Origin of the sequence: Mesorhizobium sp. M7A.F.Ca.ET.027.03.2.1, assembly GCF_003999175.1 — a bacterium.
In the GTDB taxonomy this organism is placed as follows: domain Bacteria; phylum Pseudomonadota; class Alphaproteobacteria; order Rhizobiales; family Rhizobiaceae; genus Mesorhizobium.
Window position 1 is genome coordinate 1 of record NZ_RZOM01000064.1, and the last position, 11,635, is coordinate 11,635.

General features: G+C 59.6%; 10 protein-coding genes and 1 pseudogene. All 11 read right to left on the bottom strand.

The window, feature by feature from the left end; genetic code table 11:
- Nucleotides 1-187 (bottom strand): annotated as a pseudogene (locus tag EN750_RS04990) (hypothetical protein); the annotation flags it as partial.
- Nucleotides 188-507: 320 nt separating this feature from the next.
- Nucleotides 508-1,653 carry a TlpA disulfide reductase family protein gene (locus EN750_RS04995; protein ID WP_063170388.1) on the bottom strand — a complete coding sequence of 382 codons (1,146 nt, stop codon included), beginning with the start codon at nucleotides 1,651-1,653 and terminating at the stop codon, nucleotides 508-510.
- A gap of 272 nt (nucleotides 1,654-1,925) precedes the next feature.
- The gene (locus EN750_RS05000; protein WP_024505270.1) at nucleotides 1,926-2,303 is read right to left on the bottom strand and encodes a hypothetical protein; all 378 of its coding nucleotides are present in this window, start codon (nucleotides 2,301-2,303) and stop codon (nucleotides 1,926-1,928) included.
- Nucleotides 2,304-2,316: 13 nt separating this feature from the next.
- A complete protein-coding gene (locus EN750_RS05005; RefSeq protein ID WP_063169368.1) occupies nucleotides 2,317-3,615 on the bottom strand; it encodes a SidA/IucD/PvdA family monooxygenase in 1,299 nt (432 codons plus the stop codon).
- Nucleotides 3,616-4,457: 842 nt separating this feature from the next.
- Entirely contained in the window at nucleotides 4,458-5,330 is an 873-nt protein-coding gene (locus tag EN750_RS05010) for a universal stress protein (protein ID WP_126087041.1), read from the bottom strand.
- A gap of 95 nt (nucleotides 5,331-5,425) precedes the next feature.
- On the bottom strand, nucleotides 5,426-6,130 hold the full coding sequence (locus tag EN750_RS05015; protein WP_224571202.1) for a response regulator transcription factor: 705 nt from the start codon (nucleotides 6,128-6,130) through the stop codon (nucleotides 5,426-5,428).
- A 107-nt stretch (nucleotides 6,131-6,237) separates the two neighbouring features.
- Nucleotides 6,238-6,717, bottom strand: a complete 480-nt coding sequence (locus EN750_RS05020) for a NifX-associated nitrogen fixation protein (protein WP_024505267.1) — start codon at nucleotides 6,715-6,717, stop codon at nucleotides 6,238-6,240.
- 16 nt (nucleotides 6,718-6,733) lie between these two features.
- Entirely contained in the window at nucleotides 6,734-7,231 is a 498-nt protein-coding gene (nifX, locus tag EN750_RS05025) for a nitrogen fixation protein NifX (RefSeq protein ID WP_063169371.1), read from the bottom strand.
- Nucleotides 7,228-8,580, bottom strand: a complete 1,353-nt coding sequence (gene nifN, locus EN750_RS05030) for a nitrogenase iron-molybdenum cofactor biosynthesis protein NifN (protein ID WP_126063827.1) — start codon at nucleotides 8,578-8,580, stop codon at nucleotides 7,228-7,230. Before nifN ends, nifX begins: the two co-directional genes overlap by 4 nt.
- Nucleotides 8,581-8,588: 8 nt before the next feature.
- Nucleotides 8,589-10,064 (bottom strand): nitrogenase iron-molybdenum cofactor biosynthesis protein NifE, encoded by a 1,476-nt coding sequence (nifE, locus tag EN750_RS05035; RefSeq protein ID WP_095489376.1) that lies wholly within the window; start codon nucleotides 10,062-10,064, stop codon nucleotides 8,589-8,591.
- 61 nt (nucleotides 10,065-10,125) lie between these two features.
- A partial coding sequence (gene nifK / locus EN750_RS05040) for a nitrogenase molybdenum-iron protein subunit beta (protein ID WP_127395794.1) occupies nucleotides 10,126-11,635 on the bottom strand: 1,510 nt, incomplete at its 5' end.

An 11,635-nucleotide genomic window follows, 5' to 3' on the forward strand; every position in this document is an offset into this window, starting at 1 on the left:
GTTGCTGTTGCTTGGTGATGATGAACTCGGCCAGCAGCTCGGCATCCGAATGGCCTTCCCATAAGCCGAAGGAATCCTGAGTACGAATGAGCCGCAGGAGGCATTTGACGAACGGGGAAGCAAGGGCCTCGCCGTCCCCGTGGACAGCAGGGCCAACCGGTTCATGAGGAATTTCGCTTTTCCCCAATTTCAGTACTCCTCTTGAAGGACGATCTCTTTTTCTGCGATGTGTGGTTCGGGCGCTTGCGTGGGCGGGGAATGGCTTGGGCGAGCCGATCCCACGCAACAGTGTCCCGTGGCCGACCTCGAGCACGTCCACCAATGCGAGACCTTTCACCGCGGCGCGAACGCCTGCGCCGCGGTTCGACCCGAGGTAAACGCAATGGAAATTCCACCTGCCGCAAGCCGCGCACTTTTGCGGCATCGACGTTATTGCTGCGAAGTGCGCCTGGGCGGGCGGATTTGCCGGTGTTCAATTCCAATTGTCATGCCCTTCGCGATCCTTGCTCAGGAAGTGACAGCGTTTTGAGTTTCGGAAGTCTTGTTTTGCGGAGCCACACAGAGACCCGCGTGACAGGCAGGCTCACCCGTGTAGTTGGCCAGGGCTTGGAGCAACGAGGTGAGGTAGCGCTGTTTGGTTTGGTCCGGCACTGGCTCCGAATGGTCCAGCGATTTGATTGCCACCTCGATCAACTCGATCGCCCGGTCCTTGTTGCCGCTCTCGTAATAATACTGAGCGACCGGAAAGTAACACCCGAATTTAAAGTCTCCATCGCCTTGCGGAGGATTAAGTTCCAGGATCTGTTCGGAGAGCTCCTTGCCCATCGCAAAGCGATCATCATGCGGAAGATGGGAGTTGTCGATCGTGGGATGGAAGAGTTGGTTCAGCGCCATCACCACCCAAGACATCGCTTCGAACTTTTTGTTGATCGCGTCCTCGACCAATTCGCGCATAAGCGGCAAGCCGGTTTTGATGTCGCGCAGCTTGTGAAGCAGAATATCCGCATGAACCCGCCGAAAATCAAAAGAGTCTGGCATCACGGCGAGGCCTTCTTCGATGGCCAATAGTGCCGCTGCCCAATCCTCGTCCTGCATCGCCGGCCCAAGTTTGGCGTATATCGGCTGACTCAGCGACGATTCGCGCACACGCGAGATTCGCTTTGCATCGACGGCTTTCGCTTCATAGCTGCTGCGCCAGCTGCCGTTAAGGACTTTCGGCAAAACGTCATCGAGAGGTGCCGGGTGGCCGATATAAGCGATGTGGCCGTCGCGGTCGACCACGAACGAGGTGGGAATCCCGAACGAAGAGCTGGGTTCCAGCCAGAGCTTTTTCATTTCGCCAGTGCAATCGAACGCTGTCCGATAATTCAGATTCGGGAACTTCTCGGTCAGCCAGGCATCCACGTTGGTCCGCGCTTCGTCCGCGGTTGCAGCCTTTTCGCAAGCTGCGACTCCGATAATCTCAAATCCGCTGTCTTTATATTTCTCCTGCAGTTCGATCAAATGGGGCATGGCGTGGACACATGGTCGGCACCAAGTCGCCCAAAATTCAACGAGGTAGACCTTGCCGGGCCGAAGGCTCGTGAGGGGCTCGCCACGCAGCCAGTTCTCCACTTTCAGCGCAGGAGCCGGGGACCCCATACGCAGTTCCATCTTGGTGTCCAAAGTCATTCCACACCTTTCGTCTCTTTTGTCGCGGAATATTTTCCAGTCAAAATCGGACACGGTCTCGAGGGCATTGCTCCCTCTCGCTTGCTTCAGCGGAGCTCTCACCGTGTTGCCGCACATCAAGCACGGCAAAGGGCATGCCAACCCTTCTTAGCTTCGGCAAGCGCCGGTACCGCCTTGAATAAGCGAGCCCTAACACGGCCAGCTGACGTTAACCTGAATGTCGGCTTTCGACGGCTCACCTTAGCGGCTGCCGTTTAGGAAGGTGAGAGTTTGGCTGGCCCGCTGGCGATAAGACCGGCTTCGGCGTCCTGGAGTAGTCGCACTTCGGCGATGGGGTCGAAAGTGCGGGAGAGGCTCGGTACCCTTGCAGCCACCGCCGCATGTGGCCCGGCGTCATAATTCGCGTCGCGGTTGCCAACGGCGGCGTTGGGCTCGATCCACGTGGCGTTGAGCCCGACAGCACGTAAAGCTGCATCGTGATTGAATGCCCTTTGCTGTTTCACGCCAAGCAGGAGTCGCGCGACGCTACCTTGCTCAAGCGCGAGCAGAGCGATCTGACGCCGTAGGAATATTGCTCGTCCCGCTTTTGCCGCCAGAGGCGGAAATCTTTCCTGAATGCCACCGCCGATCATCAATATCGACGAATCATATCCCGCTGCCCATTTGTTCGACTCCGAGGTCGGGCCAGCACTCCGTCAAGGGACGGTTGATGAACCCTAGATGCTCGGGATTGGCGCATGGCGCGCGCCGCAGAAGGCTGTCAAGGATGCGGCGCGCTCGCCAGGCCAGCAGCCCAAAGTTCGGATCAGCCAGCCCGCGCTGTCCAAGGCAGGCGTTCTGAACGAAAAGGCGTCGGTCTCGCGGTCCGTCCCAGTACACCGAAAAATCCTCGCCGATGGCGAGCTCATTGCCGATCTGTTCGAGGCGATCTGCGATCGGTTCTAGGAAACCCGGCAGCGGTTTCTCGTACCCGGTGGCCAGGATGACGATATCGGCGGTTACTTCTCCGATGTTGTCCAAGCCGCGTTGCAGCGTGAGCCTGTGCCCTGCTCCGGCATTGATGCAGCGCGACACGTTGCAACTTGGCCGCAATGTGATCTCGCATTGGTGTGGCTCGAGAAAGGCGTGGTGGTAGAGCGCCTGATAGACCGCGCGCAACTTGCTTTCTGAAATGCCCTCGGAGGCAAGCGCGAAACGCCGCAGGAACAGCTGTCGATGCACCTCGCTCATCGCAGCAAAACGATCCGAGAAGCATGGCGTGAACAGCCCGTTTGTGAACGCGTGGTCGTCGAAAGGCATCTCGCGCGTCAAGACCCATGTGATCGCCGCGGGCCGCCGTTCTTTCGGCCGGCCGACAAGGTGCAGTAGCAGCTCGGCTCCCGACTGTCCGCCGCCAACAACGCAGACATGCTTTTTTTGCACCTCAGGATTGATGTGGGCCAACTCAGATGAGTGGAACAGGTTGGGTCCAGTCCAGCCATGAAACTGAGGCGGAATTTGCGCCTGCTTGCCTATGTCGATGACGAGGTTTCTTGCATCAAGGACCGCGTTGTCCGTCCGCACGCGAAACTCGCCGTCAAAGCGGATTTCGCGAACGGCCTCGCCGCCACGGACAAGCGGATTCTTCTGGAACGCCCAGTTGAGATATTGGGCGAACTCGGCTCTAAGCACCCCGTGAAATTGCGCATTGAGGAAATTGTAAAGACGCCCGTTCTCGTGGAGGTAGTTTACGAATGTGTAGGCTGATCGCGGATTGACCAGAGTAACCAGATCCTGGAAGTGGCCGACCTGGAGCTCCGCGCAATCGAAAGCGCTGCCTGGATGTCCTCGGAAATCGACCTCCCGGTCCAGGAACAGTGCCCCTTGCGCAATCTCTTCCTGTATCTGACACGCAAGGCTCAAATTAGATGGTCCAGCACCCACACCAATACAAAAGAGGTCCACTTATCCTTACTCCTCTAGGAGTGTTTTCCAACTCAGCGGCATGTTGACGTCGATTGCCGGGCATTGAGCAATGCGAACCTCACAGGCATGCTTGAGCCGCGGTCCCGACTGAGAGGACAGCAAAAGCGTGTGCCGCCTTCCAGGTCTTGGGCTCAATGTCGGCGGCATCGACAGCGGCGCGGCGTGATCCGAACCCAAGAGCAGAAGGAAAGTGTGTGATGCTGTCGCGCGGCTCTTCCGGATCTTACGGCGGCTTCTAGCGCCGGCCTCCACCCCAGGAGTGGCTGTTTCCCTGCCACGACGGAAGCGGCTCTTTCTTTCGAGGGGCGTAACCATGGATAACGGCTCTTAATGCTTTCGGAGACTCCCATGCATGCGGCGTGCCGGATAAAGACCTGTCAAACCAACGAGTTCGCGCAGTTCCAGCTCGTCTGGAATCCGACATTGTCGCACGCCCGACGATCGGGCAGGGGAAGCTCCGCGGCAGCGGCCCTTGCACACCGCAGGCTGACAGGGACAGCCGCCGATTTGACGCGCGTCCGGGTACTGATAAGGGGCCTTCCAACAGGGTTCGCGCACGAGGCGGGGTCTCCTGGTACACCCGCCCTGTGGCTTGGCTGCGGTCTGCTGCAGCCGTTCGTCTTTACTGCCCGTTGCGGACGATCTCGCACGAGTTGGTTCACGAGAGCGTCGTGAAGCAGTCGAGGCGTCCGGTTTGGCTCTGACAAGCGTCGCAAGATGTTCGCGGATCCAGCCATGTCTCCGCAATCCGACCGGTAACCGACGACGACTTCGGACTGGTTGGCGGTCCTACGACCTGATCGGTGTTCCTACGGAGCTGATCAGCGAGCCAAAAACAGCGGCAATGTGGTCTTCCCAAAGCTCCAGCTCGGCGGACCGCCGAAAATCCGCTCACGCAGCCCACGGCTGCCATAAGCACCCATAACCATCATGTCAGCACAGATGTCGTTCGCGTGCTGGGTCAGCACTGTGCCCGCCGATTTGCCGGCGCTCTTAAGCAGGTCAACGGAGACCCGAGCACCGTGCCGAGTAAGATAGGCAGCGATGTCAGCTCCAGACTGCGCGCCTTTCCCGTTGTTTTGCGCCTTTGGATCGACCATAGCGACACAGACTTCCTTGGCAGCGGATAGGATACTAAGAGCTTCCCGAACCGCACGCGAGGCCTCTACACGCGAATCCCAGCCGACCAGCACGCGTCGAGGCGACAGCGTCGCCTTAACGCCCTTCGGCACGATGAGCACCGGCTTTCCGCTATCGAACAAGCAGCCGTTGACAACAGGAGGTCCGAGAGTCTCATCGTTGAGGAGGTCTCCTCCAACGATCGTCAGGTCAGCGCAGAGCGCCCGCTGTCGTGCCACTTCACCGAGGCTAGCCGGATCGCAATAGTCGGTGTCAACGTCACAGGAAAGCGACATAGCTTTCAGCCTTTTGAGGATATCCGCGGACCGTCTTTCCATTCTGGTCACGTCCTGTGAAAATTTCTCGATTTGCTGAAATCGATAGTTCGGTACTGCAATTGCCTGTGCACGTCCTGTATTCCATTCGGGGGGCGGAGACAACATCAAGAGCAATGGAGGCGGTATAATGAGTACCGATAGGTGCGCGCCGACCTCGGCACACAGTCCGGCAGCTGTTGTGAGGTCCTCATCAGAATGATCAGCACCCGTCACACTGAATATGCTTTTAAATTCCATTTGCCTGCTTCTCCTGGTCTTCGTTAGGAGCGCCTCAAAGCGGCAACACCGCTCTCAGGAGGAAGAGAGAGCGGCACCACGTTCGATCACCGATTTCAGTCGTCCGGCTTCTCGAGCGAGTAGCCGGCCGACCTGACGGTGCGAATGACGCTGCCGGGCAAGGCCGTTTTCAGCGCCCTCCTGATTCGGCTGATATGGACATCGACGGTGCGTGCACCGACATGAATGTTGGGCAGCCAGGCCGCCCCGATAAGCTCGTCCCGGCTGAAGACCTTGCCGGGGGCCTCAATCATAAGCCGCAGCACGTTGAAATCGATCCGTCCGAGATGGATGTCGTGGCCATTACCGCGAACCCGATGGGCATCGAGCTTCATCTCCAGGCCTCCACAACAAATCCAACTGTCGTTTTCAACCCCGTTCGGACCACGCTTGGTCAGCCCGAGCCTCGCCCGCAGGCAGTCGAGCAGCTTGGCCGGAGCCACCGGCCGCACAAAGCTCTCAACGCCTGCCTTCAAGAGATCGAGGTGCTGGTGCTCGGCGCCAGGCGCGATCAGGGCGATGATAGGCAGGTCGGTGGTGCGCGGTTCCCGCTTGAGGTGGGCGCAAATTGCGGACCCGTTTATGCTGGCTGGGTCGCAATCCAGCACTACGGCCTGAAGCTCCCGTTGTTCGGCCAAGGCCAGCGCAGCCTTCGCGCCGTCTGCCGTCTCACTGCTGAAACCGTCAACCTCCAGTATGTGGCTGTAGAGCAGATAGAACTCGGCATCTTGCGAGCAGATCAGGACCAGCGGCTTCTTCATCGGCGATACCCCAACAACCTGGTCGGCCTCGAGTCCCTGGATCGAGGGGACTGGCCAACATAGTTTCTCGGGTCCGTCATGATGGCCTTTCTCGAAAATCGCGCCCATCATGCCAGCGCCACGTGGGGAAAGGTTTCGATGACTGAAATCGCATCGTCGACCAGCTTCGTACCGGCCGTGGCGAGCTTCAGGAGCGTCTCGAAGCCAAACCGGTGGACATCGCGCAGCGTTTTGGACAAAACGACCAGCCGTCCGGTCGTGAAAAGCACCCGACCAAAACCCTCATGGCTCACCTGGATCATCGGCGATGCCATAAGGCCGCAGCGCTCCTCGATCGCAAGCCCGATGGCGGCGTAGTACTTGTCGAGCCTCCACAGCACGTCGGGATCGGGATCTCCGATGATTGGGATCCCTCGGCGCTGTTCCTTGGTAATGATGAAGTCGCCCAGCAGCTCAGCGTCCGCTTTGCGTTCCCACGAGCCATAGGAATCCTGAGAACGGATCAGCCGCACGAGGCATTTGACGAACGGGGTGCAAAGAGCCGCCTCGTCTTCGGCGACAGCTGGGGGGATTGCGGGGTCAGGCATTGGCGTCCTCCTCTTTTCAGTCCTCGTCCTCGAAGGACGGTTTCTTTTCGGCAATGCCCGCTCGCGCCAGCACCTTGCGCAGCCAAGGCGGAGGACACGTCCTGAGCATCATCTGCGTGCGCAAGAGCACCTGTGGGATCGATTGGGGCTCCGCCACTTTGATCGGGTGGATTTTTGCCGCGACAAGCTTGGCTGCCGAAGGGCCGCCAATTGCCAGACAAAACAGGATCTGACAGCCCTTGAGCGCATCCACCTTTGGCGTGATGCGATCATCGCGCTCGGCCCGATGCTCCCCGCTTTCATCGGACACGTCATCGAAGGCCACGGCTTCTACGAGATTCCATTCCTCGCGCGTCACGTCGTAGACAGCAAAGCGCCTGGCCGACCCGAAATGGGCGTTGAGGTCCTGCATGTCCTGAGTGGCGATCGCAACGCGCAATGCGCCCTTACGTCGTTCAGGCATCGGGGCGAAAACCTCACTACTGACCAGCGAGAGGCGGCGAACAGCGTTCATCGTGATATTTCTCGATTACGGAGTGGATCAAGCGCCTCAGGAGTGGGCGCGTGTTGGTTGGCCTGGAAGATGCTGGCGACCTCGAAGATCATGTCGCGGGTGCCCTGATAGAGAATTGCGAGCTTGTGCTGGCTGCCTAGTCGATCGAAGACCGGGAACCCGATGCGCATGAGCGGAATTCGGAGCCGCTCCGATGCTTGGCGCCCGTGCGAATGCGTGACAAGCAGGTCAGCACCGACGGCAAGACTTTCCAGATCGCCGAGATCGCCGATCTGAACCGAAACCGCCGGGACTTTCTCGAGAATTTTAGACCTGTCGGTCGTTGTGACGGCCGCGGCTATCTCGGAGCCGAGGCCAGCAAAGAAGGTCGCAAGTTGGAACAGCTGGTCTGGTTCGGCAGCGATGGCAATTTTCTTGCCGCCGAAATGGAAATGTCCGTCGAGCATCGCGTCCTGCAATTGCGCCCGGCGCCGGCGCACGCGGGCCGGTACCGCCGCGCCCGAAATCGCAGACAGCAGCGACACGAAGCGGTCCGTGTCCTGCAGCCCAGTCAGTGACTGGAACAACACGTAAGGCACGCCGGTCAACCCGTGCAGCGCTTTCGCCGGGCGGCGCATGTGCTCACCGATGGCGATGCATTGCATGGCCGTGCCCAACTCGCGAATGTCTTCGACGCTGGTGCCGCCGTATGTGGTCGCTACCCAGCGGTCAGGAACCGTACCGTCGAGCGAGCCTGAAATGTCGGGCAGAATAACCGGCTTGAGCCCAAAGCTTTCAACCATGTCCCGCATATGCTCGATGTCGGCGATAGAGAGGTTGCATCCGGGCAGGATTGCGATCTTCTTCGGGTGCCGCGCCCGTTCGCCCGAGCGCGTAATCCCTTCGATCATTGCGGTGACTGCCTTGGCCCAGCCCTCTTCGATCGCGCCGTCAAAATCCGGCGTGTTGGCCAGCACGACCTCCGTACCCGCAAGCTGTTGCGTGTGCTTCCGCATGATGTTGGCAATATCACCCGCGCAATCTTCGCCACGCGTCTCCACCAGCGCGGTCGTGCACACCCCGATCAGCGTTGGCTTCGTGCGGTTCTTGAGGTTGAGGATCGCCTCTTCCAGATGGTCGGCTGCGCCGAGGATGGTCGCCACCTCATCCATCGCCGTAGTCTGCAAGGGAATCGCTTCTTTGAAGTGCCGCACGAAGAGAACGAGCGCAAAGCTTGTGCAGCCTTGGCTGCCGTGGAACAGCGGCATCGCACCGTCGACGCCAAGAAAGGCAAAGGCGGCACCCAGCGGCTGCGACGACTTCAGCGGGTTGACTGCCGCCGATTTGCTCTGGGGAAGGATGCGGGCCATCGGTCGCCTCAACACTCGTGTGCCGTCGCGCAGGCGAATTCATCAAACAGGTACGCGGTCTCGTTCCTCGTGCACGGCAATTCGCCTATCAGCTCAGGCTGGCAATCCCACGGGGCCGGCTGGCGCACCTGAGACCAGATCGGATTGTGAATGGCGAGGTCGATCTGGCGTACGAGTTCCACCATGCCGTCATAGCCGGCATAAGGATGCTGGCGCTCCTGGTTGATATCGAGCCAGGGCGTCTTGGCCTTGAGCGCAATGAATTGCGTGCGACCGCCCGACAGCATGATATCGGCCCTGTGTTCAGAGAGCATGGCGTACAGCTCGCTCGCAGCCATGGATTCGAACATGTGCTTGTCGTGCTTGAGAACTTGTTTGATGCGCTCCTTGTCCTGCACCGTAGATTTCTTGATCGAGGTGCCGACGATCTCGATTCCGATCTCCATCAGCGCATGGACAACCGACCAGGACTTCACACCGCCTGTGTTGAGCAGCACGCGCTTGCCTTGGAGCCTTTGCCGGTAGGATTCGAGTTTCTTCCACGCGATCGCCTCCTGCTGCGCGATCAGCGTCTCTGTGCGCTCGAGGATCTCCGGATCGGCGCCCTTCCTCACCAGCAGCCTGACAAGGTTTCGAAGAGCTTGCGATGTGTCGGAGATGCCATAGAAGGAGCCCTCGAAGAACGGGATGTCCCAGCGCTCCTCCATCTTGCGGGCAAGACTGATCAGCGCGGTCGAGCACACCATCATTGCCGCCCGGGCGCGGTGCGCGGAAGCAATGTCGCGGTAACGCGCATCGCCGGGAATGCAGGCGCGCACCCGGATCCCGAGCCGATCGAGGAGCGGCTTTACAAGCCAGAATTCGCCCGAGAGGTTGAATTCGCCAAGGATGTTGATGTCGTAGGGTCCGGGGTCGTCGGGTTCGACCGTGCCGATGACATGATCGAGCAACGCCTCGGCGGCGAGCTTATTGCCGAGGTTCTTGGAGCCTGCCAGGCCAGGCGCATTGATCGGCACCACGGCCAAACCGAACTTTTCCGTGGCGCGTTTGCACACGGCCTCGATGTCGTCACCGATCAGCGCCGTTACGCAAGTCGAGTAGACGAAGATCGCCGGCGGCGCGTATGTGTGCTTGATCTCGCGGATCGCCTTGAAGAGTTTCCGCTCGCCCTGCCCCATCACAAGGTCGAGTTCGGTGAGGTCGGTCGTGAAGCTTGTCCGCCACAAGGTCGGCCCTGACGAAACCGCACCACGGTTGTCCCAAGAATTGCCCTCGCAGGCGAGCGGCGCATGGACCAGATGCGCAACGTCGGTGATCGGCTGCAGGACGATCTTGGCTCCGTCAAAGGCGCAGCCGCCGGCTGCCGCCCCTGGTGTCAGCGACTTCGAGCAGCCCTCCTTGCGCGCCTTGGCATCTTTGCCACGGTTCTTATCGCAGGCGGGCTCATCGAAGGCGTCCTTGATTTTGGCGCTGAGGGAGGACATTGCTCAGCCTCCCCAGTCCATTGGGCAAGGAATGGCCTCGGCGAAAAGCCGGCCACGGCTCTTAGCGCGTGAGGTCATAGGAATAATCCGTCACACCCGTCTCGCTCGTCTCGCGATCGAGTTTGTCGAAGATCTTGTCGAGGATCGTCGTCAGCACGCGCAACGCTCCCTGGTAGCCAAAGAGCGCAAAGCGGTGATGATGGTGCCGATCGAAGATCGGAAACATCAGCCGGATCAGCGGTGTTCCGGTGTCGCGCTCCAGGTACTTGCCGTAGGAATTGCCGATCAAAAGGTCCACCGGCTCGGTAAAGAGCAGTGAGCGCAGCGCCCACAGGTCCTTGCCCGCCCAAACCTGGGCAGCCTTGCCGAAAGGCGAGGATGCTAGCAGCTTCTTCAAATCGGCTTCCCATGCCGAGGTGCCATTGGTGGCGAGGCAATGGGTTGGCTCGCCGCCGGTCTCCATGACAAAGCGGGCCATTGCGTGAACGAAGTCGGGATCACCGTAGATGGCGTATTTCTTACCATGCAACCAGGATTGGCTGTCCGCCATGGCGTCTACCAGTCGGCCGCGCTCGAGGCGAATTGCCTCGGGAATCTCCTTGCCGGAAATCGCCGCGACCTCCATCAGGAATTCGTCCGTCGCCTGAACGCCGAGCGGATAGTGGAACGAGGCCGTCGCCTGCCCGACCTCCTCGCAATAGCCCAGTGTCTTTCGGGTGTTGTGATGCTGCAGCGAAAGCGTTGCCTCGGCGTTGAGGGCCTTCTTCACCTCGTTGATCTTCGTGCCCCCGTCATACATGCGGTATTCACCGTCCGAAGGCGTATCGAACTGGTCAGAGGCATCCTGGATCAATGTATAGGACACGCCCATTACATCGAGCAGGCGCTTGAGCTCCCGGTTGTTGCCGACGCAGAAGCCGTCGAAGCCCGGAATGATGTTGATGGTTCCTTCGATTTGCGTACGCTCCTGACCTTTCCAGAAGTGCTCCAAAATGCCTTTGACCATGTTGTCATAGCCGTCGACATGACTGCCAACGAAGGCCGGGGTGTGGGCAAAGGGCACGTCGAAGTCGCGCGGGACTGAATCTTCGTCCTTGGCGTTCTGGATGAAGCTGTGCAGGTCGTCGCCAATGACCTCTGCCATACAGGTCGTCGACACGGCAATCATCTTGGGGTCGTAGAGCTGGTAGGTGTTGGCGAGCCCGTCGACCATGTTCTTCAGGCCGCCAAACACCGCCGCATCCTCGGTCATTGAGGAGGAGACCGCCGCGGCAGGCTCCTTGAAATGGCGCGACAGGTGCGAGCGGTAATAGGCGACGCAACCTTGGCTGCCGTGGACGAAGGACATGGTTCGCTCGAAGCCGGCGGCAGCGAATACCGCACCCAGCGGCTGGCAGGCCTTGGCCGGGTTCACGACAAGCGCTTTGCGGGCGAGGTTCTTTTCGCGGTATTCCCACGTCTGGGTGAAATCGCGCTGATCGGAAATGATTTCATCGGGGTGCGGACATTCGAAGTTTAGCTTCTTCTCAGCGAGCATCTTTCTGTATTCCGGCTCGCGGAACAGGGGAGCG

Coding starts and splice junctions, on each gene's coding strand:
- EN750_RS04995 (WP_063170388.1), bottom strand. CDS start 1,653: ATGGAACTGCGTATGGGGTCCCCGGCTCCTGCGCTGAAAGTGGAGAAC.
- EN750_RS05000 (WP_024505270.1), bottom strand. CDS start 2,303: ATGATCGGCGGTGGCATTCAGGAAAGATTTCCGCCTCTGGCGGCAAAA.
- EN750_RS05010 (WP_126087041.1), bottom strand. CDS start 5,330: ATGGAATTTAAAAGCATATTCAGTGTGACGGGTGCTGATCATTCTGAT.
- EN750_RS05015 (WP_224571202.1), bottom strand. CDS start 6,130: ATGAAGAAGCCGCTGGTCCTGATCTGCTCGCAAGATGCCGAGTTCTAT.
- EN750_RS05020 (WP_024505267.1), bottom strand. CDS start 6,717: ATGCCTGACCCCGCAATCCCCCCAGCTGTCGCCGAAGACGAGGCGGCT.
- nifX (WP_063169371.1), bottom strand. CDS start 7,231: ATGAACGCTGTTCGCCGCCTCTCGCTGGTCAGTAGTGAGGTTTTCGCC.
- nifN (WP_126063827.1), bottom strand. CDS start 8,580: ATGGCCCGCATCCTTCCCCAGAGCAAATCGGCGGCAGTCAACCCGCTG.
- nifE (WP_095489376.1), bottom strand. CDS start 10,064: ATGTCCTCCCTCAGCGCCAAAATCAAGGACGCCTTCGATGAGCCCGCC.